This is a genomic window from Chryseobacterium sp. SIMBA_028 (genome assembly GCF_046535285.1).
Taxonomy (GTDB): domain Bacteria; phylum Bacteroidota; class Bacteroidia; order Flavobacteriales; family Weeksellaceae; genus Chryseobacterium.
The window spans coordinates 127539-143746 of the sequence record NZ_JAWRWZ010000005.1; the positions used below are offsets into that span (position 1 = coordinate 127539).

The 16208-nt window shown below is 34.2% G+C and carries 17 protein-coding genes and 3 tRNA genes; 12 read left to right on the top strand and 8 right to left on the bottom strand.

Annotated features, from left to right (window positions below; all coding sequences use genetic code 11):
• The first annotated feature begins 394 nt into the window (after positions 1-394).
• From SCA31_RS08195 to SCA31_RS08225, 7 genes are all read left to right on the top strand, one after another.
• Positions 395-1033, top strand: a complete 639-nt coding sequence (locus SCA31_RS08195; protein ID WP_410696467.1) for a hypothetical protein — start codon at positions 395-397, stop codon at positions 1031-1033.
• 38 nt (positions 1034-1071) lie between these two features.
• A complete protein-coding gene (locus SCA31_RS08200) occupies positions 1072-2400 on the top strand; it encodes a hypothetical protein (protein WP_410696468.1) in 1329 nt (442 codons plus the stop codon).
• 83 nt (positions 2401-2483) lie between these two features.
• The gene (locus SCA31_RS08205) at positions 2484-3059 is read left to right on the top strand and encodes a hypothetical protein (RefSeq protein WP_410696469.1); all 576 of its coding nucleotides are present in this window, start codon (positions 2484-2486) and stop codon (positions 3057-3059) included.
• Positions 3060-3092: 33 nt separating this feature from the next.
• Positions 3093-3272, top strand: a complete 180-nt coding sequence (locus SCA31_RS08210; RefSeq protein WP_410696470.1) for a hypothetical protein — start codon at positions 3093-3095, stop codon at positions 3270-3272.
• A 42-nt stretch (positions 3273-3314) separates the two neighbouring features.
• On the top strand, positions 3315-3545 hold the full coding sequence (locus tag SCA31_RS08215; protein ID WP_410696471.1) for a hypothetical protein: 231 nt from the start codon (positions 3315-3317) through the stop codon (positions 3543-3545).
• Positions 3521-3757, top strand: a complete 237-nt coding sequence (locus SCA31_RS08220) for a hypothetical protein (protein WP_410696472.1) — start codon at positions 3521-3523, stop codon at positions 3755-3757. Before SCA31_RS08215 ends, SCA31_RS08220 begins: the two co-directional genes overlap by 25 nt.
• Positions 3758-4007: 250 nt before the next feature.
• Positions 4008-4319 (top strand): hypothetical protein, encoded by a 312-nt coding sequence (locus SCA31_RS08225; protein WP_410696473.1) that lies wholly within the window; start codon positions 4008-4010, stop codon positions 4317-4319.
• Positions 4320-4477: 158 nt separating this feature from the next.
• Here the strand turns inward: SCA31_RS08225 and SCA31_RS08230 are convergent.
• Positions 4478-4550 (bottom strand) — tRNA-Phe (locus SCA31_RS08230).
• Between the two features lie 379 nt (positions 4551-4929).
• Here SCA31_RS08230 and SCA31_RS08235 point away from each other — a divergent pair.
• The 3 genes from SCA31_RS08235 to SCA31_RS08245 all read left to right on the top strand — a co-directional run bounded on the left by SCA31_RS08235 (position 4930) and on the right by SCA31_RS08245 (position 7853).
• The gene (locus tag SCA31_RS08235) at positions 4930-5943 is read left to right on the top strand and encodes a terpene synthase family protein (protein WP_410696474.1); all 1014 of its coding nucleotides are present in this window, start codon (positions 4930-4932) and stop codon (positions 5941-5943) included.
• Positions 5944-5999: 56 nt separating this feature from the next.
• The gene (locus SCA31_RS08240; RefSeq protein WP_410696475.1) at positions 6000-6989 is read left to right on the top strand and encodes a terpene synthase family protein; all 990 of its coding nucleotides are present in this window, start codon (positions 6000-6002) and stop codon (positions 6987-6989) included.
• Positions 6990-7163: 174 nt separating this feature from the next.
• Positions 7164-7853 carry a hypothetical protein gene (locus SCA31_RS08245; protein WP_410696476.1) on the top strand — a complete coding sequence of 230 codons (690 nt, stop codon included), beginning with the start codon at positions 7164-7166 and terminating at the stop codon, positions 7851-7853.
• Between the two features lie 107 nt (positions 7854-7960).
• Here the strand turns inward: SCA31_RS08245 and SCA31_RS08250 are convergent.
• The 4 genes from SCA31_RS08250 to SCA31_RS08265 form a co-directional block, all read right to left on the bottom strand.
• Positions 7961-8033: transfer RNA gene (locus SCA31_RS08250), tRNA-Phe, on the bottom strand.
• 262 nt (positions 8034-8295) lie between these two features.
• Positions 8296-8368 (bottom strand) — tRNA-Phe (locus SCA31_RS08255).
• Positions 8369-8477: 109 nt separating this feature from the next.
• On the bottom strand, positions 8478-10319 hold the full coding sequence (locus tag SCA31_RS08260) for a lysophospholipid acyltransferase family protein (RefSeq protein ID WP_410696477.1): 1842 nt from the start codon (positions 10317-10319) through the stop codon (positions 8478-8480).
• A 22-nt stretch (positions 10320-10341) separates the two neighbouring features.
• Positions 10342-11580: an aspartate kinase gene (locus SCA31_RS08265; RefSeq protein ID WP_410696478.1), complete on the bottom strand. Its 1239-nt coding sequence runs from the start codon at positions 11578-11580 to the stop codon at positions 10342-10344.
• 325 nt (positions 11581-11905) lie between these two features.
• Between SCA31_RS08265 and fbp the strand changes: the two genes are divergently transcribed.
• Positions 11906-12922: a class 1 fructose-bisphosphatase gene (gene fbp / locus SCA31_RS08270; protein ID WP_106915080.1), complete on the top strand. Its 1017-nt coding sequence runs from the start codon at positions 11906-11908 to the stop codon at positions 12920-12922.
• Complete coding sequence (locus tag SCA31_RS08275) at positions 12923-13927, top strand: o-succinylbenzoate synthase (RefSeq protein ID WP_410696479.1); 1005 nt, start codon at positions 12923-12925, stop codon at positions 13925-13927.
• Between the two features lie 7 nt (positions 13928-13934).
• Here the strand turns inward: SCA31_RS08275 and SCA31_RS08280 are convergent, their stop codons facing one another.
• The 3 genes from SCA31_RS08280 to SCA31_RS08290 all read right to left on the bottom strand — a co-directional run bounded on the left by SCA31_RS08280 (position 13935) and on the right by SCA31_RS08290 (position 16092).
• Entirely contained in the window at positions 13935-14090 is a 156-nt protein-coding gene (locus tag SCA31_RS08280; protein ID WP_410696480.1) for a bacteriocin-like protein, read from the bottom strand.
• A gap of 214 nt (positions 14091-14304) precedes the next feature.
• A complete protein-coding gene (locus SCA31_RS08285) occupies positions 14305-14472 on the bottom strand; it encodes a bacteriocin-like protein (protein WP_273007021.1) in 168 nt (55 codons plus the stop codon).
• A 489-nt stretch (positions 14473-14961) separates the two neighbouring features.
• A complete protein-coding gene (locus tag SCA31_RS08290; RefSeq protein WP_410696481.1) occupies positions 14962-16092 on the bottom strand; it encodes an alpha/beta hydrolase in 1131 nt (376 codons plus the stop codon).
• Positions 16093-16208 lie beyond the last annotated feature (116 nt).

Below are 16208 nucleotides of genomic sequence, written 5' to 3' on the forward strand. Positions count from 1 at the left end.
ACCTCAATGAAATGAACCAAAATATCATCGATACCTATGAAATGGAACTTAAAACAAAGTATTACGTTGGGAAAGCATTAAAAGAAAAAGAAAAGTTAAAACTATAGAAACCAATATTATATATTTAACTGACTTTCTAAACTGCTGGCGGTTAGTTGAAGATATCAATACTTCATTATTACCAGATATTGATAAGGTATTACTCAGTCCGGATGTTGAAATAGAGGCTTATTCTCCTACGGTGGACATTATCATGATCAATAATTCAGTGGACTTTTATGATAAAACAGGATCTGTTATGAGTATGCCATTGCAGGACTTTAATGAAATTGTAACAATATGGAGGGATTTTTTAATTAAAACTCCACTAAGTGAATTATAAAGTTTAATTAAAATGACAACACATACAAACAGAATTGAAAAAGAAATATGGGCTCTTCATCAGGCTGATCCAAGAACTTTAGAAAAAAATATACAGGATAAAGTTTCAAGTGTTCTATTGTTTAAAGATTATATTACACGATTAAAAGCCTGGAAAAAAGTATTACAATTGGAGTATATTCCTTTGGGATTGAATATAAATGTGGATAGAAATAATGTGCTTATGGATATCGCTCCAGAGTTAGGGAATGAAATGATGTCCTATCTGGATTTTTGTGATTATGTATTTAAAATATTAAGTATCAATATTCCAGGGGAGAGATATAAAAATGGAGTTTTTATTTATTTGTATGTTTATTGGCAAGTGTTCAAGGATCACCCTAAAGTAAAATCGACAATGATACAGTATCCTGGACTACAACATCCTTATGATGGCATAATTAAAATGTTTCGGCATGATTATATTTTTAGGGCTGAGGGAATTAGTGTCCGTGGTTTAACGATGAGTAATTCAGGGATATATTTGCCATCAGTAGATGATGTATTTCTGGATTTTATTGATAGGAATTGTCAATCTGTTAGTGGATTTACAATCCCTGAACAACCTAAAGTAGATGAATTATGGCAGGCGTTTCAAGATGCACAGAAGTAAATAGTCTTTGTCTGTAATGAATAATAAAAACTAATGAAATGATTACAAAAATAATTTTTTTTACAAATGATGATGAGTTTATCACTGAAGAAGAAGCGTTGAAGTCGAGTAAATATACCAAACATATATGGGTCAACAAGGCGTTAAAGAAAGAAGAAATCTATAGAGAACAACAACTTTGGGGTGGGGTTTATTATTTATCACCTGAAGAGAATCTTGCAGAGGTACTTATCGCACTTAATCCCAAGCTAAATTGGACTATAAAGGACAATAAACAGATCATTAATGGGTATACAGTCTGGGATTGTAAGTTCTATGATAACCTGGAACAAGCATCTACATATTCAAAAATCGTTTTGGATCCTGATGAAAATAAAATAGCTAATATTATCTATGATGGCCTTACTCATCAGGTAAAGGGAGGGGTGAAGTTTTATAAATTTGGAAATAAACCTATTCCATGGGGAAATCCGGATGATGTATTTGATGAAGATTCTGATATTCTTTTCATATTTGGTGAAGATGGTGAGGTAGATGCTGTACATGTGAGTGATTTTCTTTTTAGTAATGATTTTACCTATAGTGCTTCTCAATTCTTTAGGGCTGCAGGGAATTTCTTTGAACAAATGGGGCTTTCTGACGACGAAATATACTATTATACCCATGCAGAACCTCTTGTTCCCAATTTTGAACATAATAAAGAGGTTGTAATCATTAGTTTTTTTGATCAGTTTAACCAAGTAGTTACTGAGAAGGAAGCGCTTGATTTAGACCGTTTTTCTAAACAGATCAGGATGGGTAATGTTTTAAAAAAAGAAGAAGAGTATAAAGATCAGCAGCTTTTGGGGGGAACTTATTATTTGTACCCGGAGGAAAATATTATAGAAGCACTTACTTCTCTGAATTCTTCTTTACAATGGAAGATAATGAGCAATAAGCAGATGGTCAATGGATACGAAGTTTGGGAATCCAGAATTTATACTGATTTAGAAGCAGGTCCAACATATTCAAAAGTTGTTTTGGATAGAGATGGAAATGAAGTAGCAATAATAGACTATGATAGGGTCTCCCATGAAGCTGAATCTGGTATGAAAGTTTATAATTATAGTCATAAGCCTATTCCTTGGAGTGATTCAGAAGATGTATTTAATGAAGACTCTGATATTAGATTCCTGCTCATTAAAGAGGGAAGAGTAGGAGATGTTGGGACTGTATTTGTAAGTGATTTTTATATTTTTGGAGATGATGTATGTTATGACGCTTTAAAGTTCTTTAGTCTTGCAGGTGACTTCTTTGAAAAGTTGGGTGTTTCTGATGAAGAATTACACTATTATACTCATTTTGAACCTCTTGTTCCCCATTTTTAATGAACAGTATAGATCTTACCATGAGACAAATATCCTGAAGATCCTGAAACTAAAGTGTAATTATAAAAACTATAAAATATAATATGAGAATTTTAAAAAAAAGCAGGATAAATAAATTGATGGCTTTATTTCCATTATTACTGTTTTTTTCCTGTAACTCATTGGATAATGATGAATACAAGATCTTAAATTTAGCAATAAGCAAATATGTTTTTAAAGAATTAGACCCGAAAGAAATATCGGAAATAGCCAATCAGTATAAAGTAAGCAGCAGTGAAGCTATGGATATTATAGACGCCAGAATGAAAAATGAGCAATATACTTTTACCATGTCTGAAACACTGGATGCAGTAGACCTACCAAAGGATAACTGGGATGCTCTTCATAATCACTATTTTTTTGAGGAGATTAAGAATCGGTCAGATCAGGCAATTCCAGTCGACTTTAGTAGAATTGAAGATTTTAAAAATATAAAAAGAGTTACGAAAGCTGTCAATAACAAAAATTACGCAGGACATTATAAATTTCATAGGGTTCTGTTTGATAAAAGTAGAAAAAGAGCTTATCTTCAGATTGATCTTCCAAAAGATCAAATTAGATTTGGGACTGTTGGGTTAAGATTAAAGAAAGAAAATGGAGAATGGGAATTTGAAAAATAGCAGTGCTGGAACTCTATATACAATTAACCAAAAATGAAAATAAACGAAGATTTTATAAAGGAGCTTGCTGTTTTTAAAAGCAAAAAGAATCCTGAGAGATTTGGTGGTCCCAGCAATATGCTGTTGTTTAAAAATTATCTGAATACTATGAAACGATGGTGTGAAGCATTGGACTTAGGGTTTTCGTACAATCTCATGCGGTATAAAGACTGAAATGATCTGATCCGGATATTGTTTCCTGAAATTAGAAATAGATTGCTGGATATAGATTTTTACAGACTTAACCTATTGGAGGGAGTTTCTATCAATACAAACAAATATAGATCCTTTGATTATTTATATTTATACTATGCCATCTACTGGAATGTATTGAAAGCAGAATATCCATCTGTTTTTGAACCTTTCAGTAATTTACCCGATCCATATGAATCTGTCTACAGGCTTTTGTTAAATGGGGGAGTATGCAGTGTTTTGAAGGATATCTAAGTGTAGCTGTTGATAGATTTTATTATGAAATCAGCAAAGAACCAGCTAATGTGAATTTTAGCTTGCCATCTATGGATGAGAGGTTCATGAATTTTATTGATGCTCAATACAAATTATTAGTACCCGAAAGCGGGTATAAAATAGATATTCTTGATCAGGAAAAAGTAAATGAAATGTGGGAAGAGTATCAGGCTTTGTCAGGCTGTTCATAGTTGTGAGTTGACATTCTTTCGAAATAATACCCTGCGTAAATCAATAAACATAACAACTGCCACTCTGAAAGAATCCAAACCCTATTTTTGATCATTTTGCAGCGACTCATGTAGTAGTTTATTTTAAAACGATCTTAAAGCCCAATGACTTATTAACCAAGAGAATCTTTGTAATCTCCTAAATCTGCGAGAAGATGATCATTCTCCGCTACCAATTTTAAGATATATTTACCAATTTAAAAGCTAAACATTGAACTTAAAAGAATCAGACAAAAGAAGAGTTAATTTTGAGGACATCGAATTCGGAGAATATGATCATGATGGAAATAGCCTTATTTTATTCAACGGACATTTATATACAGGATATGTAATCCTTGATAAGTACCCAAATGGGGATACTATGGCTGAGATGGAATACGATTCCGGAAGCCGTGTAGGGTGGCAGAATGAGTATAATGAAGCCGGAATTCTTATCTATTCATGTTATTCTGTGGGGCAGACTACCAAGGAGGTGTATGAGTATGATGATGAAGGAAATCTAATCGATCATTACGAACTTTAAATCAACATAATGCATTTTTGGGTTATCTTTTAACCCTTATCTCGATTCTGTTTACTTCTTTACAATATAAGAATCATACTTTAAAATCTTTGTGTTAAAAAAATCCTATATGAAATCCTAAATGCAAAAAAACCTCTGAATAATCAGAGGTTTTAAAGTGGTTTCTCCAGGAATCGAACCAGGGACACATGGATTTTCAATCCATTGCTCTACCAACTGAGCTAAGAAACCATTATATTTTTGTTTGACTTACTTCGTTGTTTTAAAGTGATGCAAAAGTATAATATTTTGTAATACCATGCAAGTTTTTGTGTGATTTTTTTGATGAAATTTAATTGTTATTAAGAACTATTTTTTTAATGAGTTGATATGCAGAAGATTTGTTCTTATTATAAAACTTTTAAAACATCTATTATTTTAAAACTAAATATTATTTTGAGCATTTAATGTATTTACTTTTTTTATAGTAATAATGCGTTTTTTGTAATGATTAAATAGAGTTTGACAGGAACTTTAATGTAAAATATCAAAGTTATGTGAAATAAATTAAGATTGTATTTGGATTATTTTTATATTAGTAGTCAGTTAGTTAACGCTAAAAACCATAATCATGAATACAGAAAATTTTAGTACACTTGAGCTTCTGCACAAGGAGTTTAGGTATCCGTTCCCAACGTTAAAAAATCCCTATGCTGAACAATTGCAGGAGATTACCGAGAATCAATGGATTGATGGTGAATACCTATGGCTTTATGAGCAAAATCCTGATCTTCGCAAAAAATACAAGAAGACTAAAACAGCGCATATTGCCGCTCAATGGTTTCCTACTGCTACACCAGAACGGTTTAGGCCTATTTGTAGATTAATGCTTTGGACCCTTTATAATGATGATCTTTATGAAGAAAGTGAGCCTGAAGATATTGGATATGTACATGCCCAATCAATCGCGGTGTTAAAAGGTGAAGTAAGCGGTGAAAACTCAGGAATACCTTTAGGAAAGATGCTGGCTACCCTAAGATTAGAGTTGCTGCAGTTTATTCCGGAAGAATCAATTTTCCGTTTCACACAAATGATCAGTAAATATTTCCTGGGATTAGAAACCGAGTTGAAGTATAAGAAAAATAAAACCTATCCTAGTGTATCAGAATGTATTGCTCTGCGTGAAAATTCCATCTGTTTATATCCCTTTCTTCAGCTTACAGAAGTGGAAACAGGTGTTACCCTTCCCCCGGAGATTCATGCCCATCCCGTGATCCAACGTTTGCAAGCCTTAGCCTGCCATTTAGTTACTTTTTTTAATGAAGTACAATCCGTTATAAAAGATGAGGCAACAGGTAGTATTTATTACAATATTGTAAAAGTAATCCAGAACGAACACCAAATGTCCCTGAAAGAAGCATGTCTTGAAGATTTACGCTTACATAATAAAGACCTGAAAGAATTTTTAGAATTACAAGCTTCTCTTCCTGATTTTGGAATATGGCAGGAAGCTGTGGTCAATTGGGTACATTACATGAGTATGGTACTCAGTGGGTGGAAAAACATTTCTACCAAACTGGACCGCTACAATATGATGGAGTTTCCCAATGCTGCTGAACTTCGTGAAAAGCTGAATGAAATATAAAGAAACTACAATTGGGAAATAAATTCATAGTCATTAATACAAAAAACTAAAATAACATGAAACCAGAAGAATATAATTCAAAAGATTATTTGCCGCGTGGTCATTATCCTTGGCCTGACCTTATCAATCCCCATGCAGAACAGATGGGGAAAGATATGGATGGATGGATTGACAATGACTACACTTTCCTGACGGAAAAACAACGTGGGATATACAAGAAAATGAAGCTGCATATGTGTACGGCGCGTATGTGGCCCGATCTAACCTATGAACAGACCATTCCATGCAATAGGTTTATGCTTCAGTATGTTGCTCTTGATGATCAGGTAGAAAATTCCTCGCTGGAGGAAATTCAACAATTACGGATTCGTTGTGTAGATATTCTTAGAGGTGAGCAGCCAAGGCCGGATGAGAATGCGCTCTATCAGCATATGGCGTTGATAAGGGATGAATTCCGTGCTTTAATGCCTGATATATGGGTGGAGCGCTTTATTTTCTATTTCTATCAATCTTTCAGATATGGAATTGAATTGGAATATCCCTATAAAATAGTACAACGTCCACCATCTCTTACACTTTTTAAGACCATTCGTGAATATTCTGTTCTTATGCGTCCCTATTTGATCTTGGGTGAAATTGAATCAGGCCTCGTTCTTCCGGAACATATTTTTGAACATATTGTCGTTCAGAAAATGATATCTCATATGACCCTGGTTGTTGCATGGCAAAACGATATTCATTCTCTTCCGAAGGAAATGGCAAAAGGAACAGAGGTTTTTAACTTGGTTTTTGTATTGCAGCAAGAATATAATCTCTCACTAAAAGATGCCTGTGAGCAAGCGTTTCGCATACATAATGAAGAATTGGCAAAATTACTTGCCTTACATGCAGAGTATCGTGAGTTTGGGGAGTACCAGGAGCATGTAGATAAATTTGTTTATTATGCAGGAGTTGGACTTCAGGGAGTAAACTCTTTCTATCTTGAAACTGAAAGATATCAGCATGGGGGAGTAGGTTTTGCATGGCCGGAAATAAGTAATATCTAATCAGAAAATTTTTATAAATATTTACTCCCTTAAATTTTAACTTTGAGGGGGTATTATTACTTTTATGTTTAACCGTATTTGTAGAGGTAAAAGCTATTGAATACAGAGGTCCCTAATGAATAAAAAATGACACAAATAAGCACGACGAAAAAGCACCTGTTAAAATTACTTTTTATGGCTTCTTTAGTAAGCATCATATATTCCTGTAAAAAAGAAACAAAGAAAACTGTTATCCTCAAAAATGATAGTTATAGGGCAAAGAAAGATAGTAATGCTGTAAAAAACGATCAAAATATAGAAAACCATCAAATAGTCTATAATGAGATTAAAGTCCCTAAAAAGAGGAGTAATTATGACGATGGAGCCATCCAAAGCTTTGACATGAGTTTTACAAGTCAAATTTTTAAGATCAGATATATTGAAGACAGAGCATATATTCAATATGAGATTGATGGGAAAGTTATTCAGGGCTGGCAGTTTTTAAATATCAACTTTTACTACGATAGTTCCTATGAAATAGCAGAGAAAGATTCCCATCTGCTTTACAATGAATCTGACTCTTCGGGAATTTTATTATTTCCGGGCTTTACTGAAGAGTACGCAGTCTACTTTGTGTATGAATTCAATAATAATAAACTTCAATATATAAAAGAGGTTATACTCAATAGGAACACCTCTGCTGAAGTTTGGTCCAATGTCCATACACTTAAGGCAGTTCGTGAAAAAAATACAATACAGATCACCCTTACAGATCATAAAGGGAAAGAATACCTATTTGAAGACAGGGAAGAGCTGCCGGAAATCGATTCACCTGAAAATACAAACCTTTCTAAGGATCTGATCCTGTTAAATAGTAAAAAGTAAATGCTGTAAAGATTTGTTTTAGGGTGGTAAATATTTCCCAGATTTTTACATTTACTCTTCAAATATACAAACGCAAAAAAACCTCTGACTAATCAGAGGTTTTAAAGTGGTTTCTCCAGGAATCGAACCAGGGACACATGGATTTTCAATCCATTGCTCTACCAACTGAGCTAAGAAACCATTATATTTTTGTTTGACTTACTTCGTTGTTTTTAAAGTGATGCAAAAGTAATGTATTTTTTTAGATTCTTCTAAGATTTTTACACTTTTTTATTACCGTTAGTCTGTTTTTATACCTAAGAGCAAGAATAACAGGCTGTAAAATTTTACAAATAAGGTCTTTGATGTATTCAATTCCATTTTTGCCGATCAAAATTTCTGACGTTTGCGAGCTTTTTTTCTGAAAAACAAAAAAACCTCTGACTAATCAGAGGTTTTAAAGTGGTTTCTCCAGGAATCGAACCAGGGACACATGGATTTTCAATCCATTGCTCTACCAACTGAGCTAAGAAACCATTATATTTTTGTTTGACTTACTTCGTTGTTTTAAAGTGATGCAAAAGTAGTGCGTTTTAGTATACAAAGCAAGTATTCATCGTGCTTTTTTCACTAAAATTGAAAAACTTATTGATTATCAGCCGGATTATTTTCCTGTTCCTTTCTGATTTGCTCACTCATCTCTTCCAATACCGGTTTAATCGTGTTTTCAGGAAGATCACTGATTCTGATATACATCAGTCCGTCAATCGCATCATTGAAGTTAGGGTCAACATTGAAAGCGATAACTTTTGCGTTTTGCTTAATGTATTTTTTGATCAAAACAGGTAATCTCAATTCAGGTTCAAGATCATCAATAATCTTGTCCAGCTTATTAAGGTCAGATTCCATTTCTTCAAAGAAGATATTTTTATCCCTGTCACGAAGCTTTACCTTATATTCATTTCTTGGAGTGATGTATTGAGCTACTGCAGAGTCAAAATAATTAGAACGCATAAACTCGATCATCAGAGACTTTGAAAACTCTGAGAATTTATTGGAGATACTTACACCTCCCATCAGGAATTTATGATCAGGATTTCTCAGGCATACATGTACAATTCCTCGCCACAAAAGGAAAAGAGGAAGAGGTTTCTGCTGATATTCCTGGCAGATATAGGCACGGCCCATTTCAATCACCTTTTTAAAGAAAGGGTGAATGTCCTGCTCAAACTCAAATAAAGAACTTGTATAGAAGCCTTTGATACCATATTTCTTCATGACCTCTCTACCAAGCGCCATTCTGTAGGCTCCCGCAAGTTTTTTCTCACCATTATCCCAAAGGAAAAGGTGATGGTAATGCTTGTCATACTCATCAAGGTCAAACGGAAGATTACTTCCTTCACCTACCGCACGGAAAGTAAGTTCTCTTTGACGTCCGATTTCCCTCATAATGGATGGGATTTCTTCATACGTCGTAAAGTAGATCTCGTAGTTTCCATTGCTGAACAGCATTTTATCCGTTCCTCTCAGCTTATCAACATCTTTTACGATATCTTCTAATGGAGTTTCATCAATAATATTCTGAACAATATTTTCCTCTTTTAATAAAGGGAATTTTACAGACAAATTCTGAAGATTGATGCTTTGGGCTAATGATTTTCTTTTTTCATAATAAGATTTCATCATATAAACCTTACGTTTTAGAAACTCTCCAAGCTCTTCAATCGTTTCCATATCATCCATTGCCTTTACCGTAATCGGTTTTCCGATTCTTATCCTGATGGGCTTCTCTCTATCATTCATCATTTCAGAAGGAAGCATGATCGTCTGTAAATTGGGATGAATTTTAGCCACCTGATAAAAAAGACGGCTGTTCTTGGCATGGAAATACATAGGAACTACCGGCACTTTAGCCATTCTGATAAGCTTAAGTGCCGTCTTTTCCCATTCTTTATCTAAAATTTCTCCATAAGGATTGTTCTTGTTAGAAACTTCTCCTGCCGGAAAAATACCTACACAACCTCCATTTTGTAAATGCTTAAGTGTTTCACGCATTCCTGAAGAGCTGCTGTAAGCTTCTTTTCTGTTTTCAAAAGGATTTACAGCGATTACGTAAGGCTCCATAGGTTTGATCTTTTCCAAAAGGAAATTTCCCATTACCTTGAAGTCCGGACGAACCTCTGATAAGATCTTGCACATCAAAATCCCGTCAATGGCACCCAGCGGGTGGTTGGAGACCAAAATAAATGGTCCCGTTTTAGGGATTTTTGCAAGATCCTCTTCAAAAGCTACATAGCTTAGGTTTCTTTCTCTTACAAATGAGTCGAAAAAGTCTTTGCCTTCCTTGTCTTTTAGTTTATCGTATAGTCTATTTACTTCATTTATTTTAGCAATGCTCATAACAGCAGATGCTACCGGATTCTTGAGGAACCCGATTTTACTTAAGCCGGAAGCTTTGATCAGATCGTTTTTCGAAATTAAACTCATGTGTGCTTAGTCGCAATTAATATTATTGTGTTACCATTTGAAGAGTATTCTTGGAAATCTGTTCCAATAATACATTTTTTTCATGGTAAAATCTATCAATGTGATCCATCTTCGCATTTCTTACTGTGAATAAAGATACATTTTTAATTGCTTCAGTTTTAAAAATTTTTTGAAGCTCTTCGTTAAGTTCTTCAAGATGATTAAATTTATCTTCAAGGCACAGTGCCAAGGAGATCGCAGAATTCTGCATTAAGGAAACCTTGATCTTATATTTAGATAAATATCCGAAAATTAGGCTCATATGATCTTCCGCAATGAAAGAGAAGTCTCTGGTAGAAATCTTCAAAAGCTCCTGATTTTCTTTTAAAATATAAGTTTCTTCCTGTTGGTTTTTTTCTGAAGCCCCTACTTTAGTTCCTTCTTTAGTAGGATCTACAAAGGATTTTACATAAAAAGGAATGTTTTTTTGTTGTAGCGGCTGCAATGTTTTTGGGTGAATAACGCTTGCTCCATAATAAGCCATTTCAATAGCTTCTTCATACGAGATATTAGAAAGAAGAGAAACATCCTTGAATTTTCTTGGATCTCCCGTCATTACCCCTGGTACATCTTTCCAGATGGTCATGGCTTCAGCATCTAAGCAATAAGCGAAAATAGCAGCAGAGTAATCAGAACCCTCTCTTCCTAACGTTACGGTAAAGTTGTTTTCGTCAGAACCAATGAAACCTTGGGTCACATAGCAGATCTCAGGATTTAGATTGGAAATAAAAGCTTCTGTTTTTGTCCAGTCTACAACCCCTTCTCTGTAAGAATTGTCTGTTTTTATATAATCTCTGGCATCTAGCCACTGGTTGGTAAACTGAATCTCATTCAGATATTCACTTAGAATTTTTGTAGAAATCATTTCTCCGCAACTTACCACCTGGTCATAGACAAAGCTGTAATTAGGAGACTTATTTCTTCTTAAAAAAGAATCGATGTCATCAAAAAAGATATTGATTTCAGCAAAAACCGCATGATTTTCAGGAAACAAACCGTCCGCAATCTCGATGTGTTTTCGTTTTATCTTTTCAATCTCAGTTTGATAATTATCTTTCTTGAAATAAAGTTCTACCACTTTTTCCAACTCGTTTGTCGTCTTGCCCATTGCTGAAATCACCAGCAAACATTTAGCAAATCCTTGGCTTTTTAGAACCATGGACACATTTTTTACACTCTCGGCATCCTTTACAGATGCTCCACCAAACTTGAAAATTTTCATTAAATTGTTAAAAATAAAATTGTTAGATTAAAAATTACATGAGTTTTTTACGGACGTCAAAATTATAAATTTACAACGAGATATGAAATAGCCAGAGGGGTTGATAGAATTAAGATTTCCTTAAAAATCAATAATTAATGAAATAATCTGAATTTTTCGTGAGTCTGACGTAACTAATCCGGAGGCGTAATTTTCAATAGCTACTTAATATTATGTTGGGTTTTATTTGTATTGTATTGAAATACAATAAGTAACTTCTTTTGTAATTAAATTTTCTTAATGCAATAAATTTTCCGAAATTTGGGGAAAACGTAAAAAGAAAAATATGTCAAATCAACCATTACAGACTTTAGGAGAATTTCTTATTGATAAGCAGGACGATTTTCAATATTCTACAGGTGAATTTTCTCGTCTTCTGAGTGCAATAAGACTGGCTTCGAAAGTGGTAAACAGAGAAGTAAATAAAGCCGGAATTGTAGATATAACAGGAGCTGCCGGAAACCAGAATATTCAGGGTGAAGAGCAGCAAAAACTTGATGTGATCGCTAATGAAATTTTTATTACGGCTTTGTCTCAAAGAGAGGTTGTTTGTGGTATTGCTTCTGAGGAAAATGATGACTTTATTGACATTAAATGTGGAGAAAACGGTCATTTAAGTAAATATGTTGTACTAATAGATCCTTTGGACGGGTCTTCAAACATTGATGTAAATGTTTCCGTAGGAACTATTTTCTCTATCTACAGAAGAGTTTCTGAACCTGGAACTCCTGTACAGCTGGAAGACTTTTTACAGAAAGGAGTTAACCAAATTGCAGCAGGATATGTAATCTATGGTTCTTCAACAATGATTGTTTATACAACAGGAAATGGAGTGAACGGATTTACATTGGATCCATCTTTAGGTACCTATTATCTTTCTCATCCTAATATGACGTTTCCAAAAACAGGGAAAATCTACTCTATCAACGAAGGGAACTATATCAAATTCCCTCAAGGGGTGAAAAACTATCTTAAATATTGCCAGATGGAAGAAGGGGACCGTCCTTATACTTCAAGATATATTGGTTCGTTGGTAGCAGATTTCCACAGAAATATGCTTAAAGGAGGGATTTATATTTATCCATCTTATTCCCAGGCTCCAAATGGTAAGCTAAGATTACTATATGAGTGTAATCCAATGGCATTCCTTGCAGAACAGGCAGGAGGAAAGGCTACGGATGGTTTCAGAAGAATCCTTGAAATAGAACCTACAGAACTTCACCAGAGAATTCCGTTTTTCTGTGGAAGTATTGACATGGTGGAGAAGGCAGAAGAGTTTATGCGTATTGACAGTGTGAAATAAATGATAGCATCATATCATAGATATTTATTAGAATTCAAACGCCCGAGTGGAACATCTCGCGGCGTTTTGCTTGATAAGGAAACCTTTATCCTTGAAATTTCAGAAAATGGAAAGAAAGGAGTGGGAGAGTGTGCAATCTTCAGAGGATTAAGCTTTGATGACAGACCTGATTATGAAGAGAAGCTAAAATGGCTGTGTGAGAATATTGACAGGGATCCGGATTTTTTAAAAGTAGAATTAAAAGATTTTCCGTCAATATGGTTTGGGTATGAACAAGCAGTTCAGAACCTGAAATATGGTGATAGTCTTTACTTTCCAAGTGAATTTACAGAGGGGAAATCTGCAATTACCATCAACGGATTGATCTGGATGGGTGATGTAGGGTATATGGAAGAGCAAATTCAGGATAAGCTGGAAAAAGGATTTCATTGCATTAAACTAAAAATCGGAGTTGACTGGAAATCGGAGCATATTATTCTACAGAAATTAAGAGAAAAATTCTCCAAGGATCAGCTGGAGCTTCGTGTTGATGCCAATGGTGGCTTTACTAAAGAAGAAGCTATCGTTGTTTTGCAGCAATTAGCAGATTTACATATTCATTCTATTGAACAGCCAATTAAGGCCGGAAATTGGAGTGATATGGCAGAACTATGTGCCCAAACGCCGACTCCTATTGCATTGGATGAAGAATTAATAGGAATTACTGACCCCAAAGAGAAGAAAGAACTTTTAGAGGCCATACAGCCACAGTATATTATTCTGAAACCAGCCCTGATAGGTGGGTTTTCAGGTACTGATGAATGGGTCTCTCTGGCGGAACAACAGAATATTGGCTGGTGGATTACTTCAGCTTTGGAAAGTAATATCGGTCTGAATGCTATTGCTCAGTATACATTCACAAAAAAAAGTCCAATGCCTCAAGGTTTAGGCACCGGAGCTTTATTTGTTAATAATTTTGAATCCACCCTAGATCTCAGAAATGAGCTGTTGTGGTTCAAAAAATAGAAAATAATTAAGAACAAGTCGGGTTATTCCAATGTTCAGAATCCCATTCCCTGCAGCATCTGGCTTTAAAATCCCAGTTGTTGCAGCCTATAGGTACCACCGGAATATTTCCTCCGTTAATAGTCTTCAATTCTTTTTTTTCTAGTTTTCTTAAATTTTTCATAATTGATATTTTAATGTTAAGTTGATTCGATAATGAGCGTGAAAATTATTTAAGATACATAGGTTTAATAGTACAGTTGACTTTCATCGCTATTTAATAAAAAGCCCGATGCCTCAAGGTTTAGGCACCGAGCTTTATTTGTCAATGATTTCGAATGTATATGTGGCCTCAGAAATGAGCTGTTATAATTCAAAATATAGTTGTGAAAAATTAACTAGCAAAATGGAGGTGGTGAATCTGGGCAGGTAGTATTGCCACAGTAATCAGGAGCCCATGACCTGCAGCACATGGTAGAGGGGTTCCAACTGTTACATCCAAGAGGAGGTCTTCCTCCATAAATAGTCTTTAATTCTCCTTTGTTTAACTTTCTTAGATTTTTCATTGTAAATATTTTAATTTGATTGGTAAGTAAATATCCAAAATCATTTTAAATTACACAATGAATGGTGAGTTATTTTATTGATTTTTAACACAATAATAGAATTTTTATATCAATATCAAAAAAAGTAAAAGCTAGAATATATTATCCATTATCATTAACCACTTAACATATATAAATAATATCATGAAAACAAATCCCTGCAAGCTATTTGTAGGAATTATAGAGTTGTTCGGAGGTATTTAAAGAATAAAGTAATTGTTCAGTCGGATAGTATATGGGTTTATAATTTAATATTCATTTTAGATCACATCTTTTACGAAAATGGCTTTCCTAATATACGTTAGGATATAAGAAACCTTTTTTTTAATTTTTTTCATAATAAAAAAATTGTAATTCTCTATGTTATGAATTGGCAATCTCTATGCCATTTGTATGGTTATTAGTAACTTTAACATTGAGTTAATATTATAGGATTTTTTTAATTAACCGTTAAGAAATAATTGTGAAAATATTTTCGTTATCTTTAGTTCTATTGGTAATAAGATTCCTATCTATTCCATATAAATTTTGGAAAATATCACTCTGTACCTGTGAGCTGGAAAGGTAACCCCAATGGTTTCCTACTTCAAACTTAAAGCTGTTCCGCAGGTCATCCTTCACAAAAGTACAGTCGATTATAGAAACAATATCCTTGTAATGAGCAATGTCACTCGGTCCGTTTTTGCCCAGACGCGGGGTAAGAATATTTTTGGTAAACTGTGAAATCCCAAGAATAGCATCCTGCCTGTTCAGGTAAATAGAAATTCGGTTGGCAAGCAAAGGAAGTTTATTGAAAGAATCTTCGGAATCTTCAAATACTTTATAGCTCACATCAGCATTTAAAAGTAATACCTGATCGATGACCCTAAGAATATTTTCTCTTTTGAGGCTATAGAGCATACTTTGAAGAACCCTGTTTCCCATGGAGTGAGTCATGATATGGATTCTCTGATTGCAAGGAACAAGATCCCTATTGGAAAAAATGTCTTTTAGAAATTGAGTGTAAAAGTAGAAAAGTCTCAGTAACGAAGTTCCGGAATTGATACTTGATGCTTTATCATCAAAATAAGTGAGCGGAACAATACTGCTTGATGCAGGCCAGCTTACAAATAAAATATGTTCTACAGGAGAAGCAGGGTTATCAATGAATAATTTCTTGAGGTCAAGAATAGCCTTTAATTCATCATCGAAATCATAGGCATAGCCATGGATAAATATCAGAACATCACTTCTGTCCTTGGTGGCAGACATATTTTTGTACAATTCATAGAACATCCTTTGGGTTCCGCCAAGGTTATCAGCTGTGAGGGTAGATTTTTTAACTCCCTTTTCACTCAACAGAACATCCAATACTTCTCCGTAGCCTTGTTTTTCAGGCTCTGAGAAGAGTTGATAATCTAAAATATTCCGATTCGTATAGCTTTTCTTTTTTTTGGCTTGGGCAGTAGCCTCCTTGTGATTGTCAAAATTACATTTGGCAATCCTGAAATTTGGGATTGAATATTCATCATTGGAAAAAGAATCCACTTTTTCTCCTTGATGCCGAATAATCTTCCGGTTGCTTAATATATAAACGGCCATGATTATTAATTGGTTTAAACGGTTTTAGCTTTTTCTAAATTAAGAAAAAATATTGAATTACAATGAAGAAGCTATTTAAATTATCACTTTCACAAAAGCTTATTTTTCCGTAACTT

Coding starts and splice junctions, on each gene's coding strand:
- SCA31_RS08290 (WP_410696481.1), bottom strand. CDS start 16,092: ATGGCCGTTTATATATTAAGCAACCGGAAGATTATTCGGCATCAAGGA.
- fbp (WP_106915080.1), top strand. CDS start 11,906: ATGTCAAATCAACCATTACAGACTTTAGGAGAATTTCTTATTGATAAG.
- SCA31_RS08220 (WP_410696472.1), top strand. CDS start 3,521: ATGCAGTGTTTTGAAGGATATCTAAGTGTAGCTGTTGATAGATTTTAT.
- SCA31_RS08260 (WP_410696477.1), bottom strand. CDS start 10,319: ATGAGTTTAATTTCGAAAAACGATCTGATCAAAGCTTCCGGCTTAAGT.
- SCA31_RS08205 (WP_410696469.1), top strand. CDS start 2,484: ATGAGAATTTTAAAAAAAAGCAGGATAAATAAATTGATGGCTTTATTT.
- SCA31_RS08195 (WP_410696467.1), top strand. CDS start 395: ATGACAACACATACAAACAGAATTGAAAAAGAAATATGGGCTCTTCAT.
- SCA31_RS08240 (WP_410696475.1), top strand. CDS start 6,000: ATGAAACCAGAAGAATATAATTCAAAAGATTATTTGCCGCGTGGTCAT.
- SCA31_RS08245 (WP_410696476.1), top strand. CDS start 7,164: ATGGCTTCTTTAGTAAGCATCATATATTCCTGTAAAAAAGAAACAAAG.
- SCA31_RS08200 (WP_410696468.1), top strand. CDS start 1,072: ATGATTACAAAAATAATTTTTTTTACAAATGATGATGAGTTTATCACT.
- SCA31_RS08275 (WP_410696479.1), top strand. CDS start 12,923: ATGATAGCATCATATCATAGATATTTATTAGAATTCAAACGCCCGAGT.
- SCA31_RS08265 (WP_410696478.1), bottom strand. CDS start 11,580: ATGAAAATTTTCAAGTTTGGTGGAGCATCTGTAAAGGATGCCGAGAGT.
- SCA31_RS08285 (WP_273007021.1), bottom strand. CDS start 14,472: ATGAAAAATCTAAGAAAGTTAAACAAAGGAGAATTAAAGACTATTTAT.
- SCA31_RS08210 (WP_410696470.1), top strand. CDS start 3,093: ATGAAAATAAACGAAGATTTTATAAAGGAGCTTGCTGTTTTTAAAAGC.
- SCA31_RS08280 (WP_410696480.1), bottom strand. CDS start 14,090: ATGAAAAATTTAAGAAAACTAGAAAAAAAAGAATTGAAGACTATTAAC.
- SCA31_RS08235 (WP_410696474.1), top strand. CDS start 4,930: ATGAATACAGAAAATTTTAGTACACTTGAGCTTCTGCACAAGGAGTTT.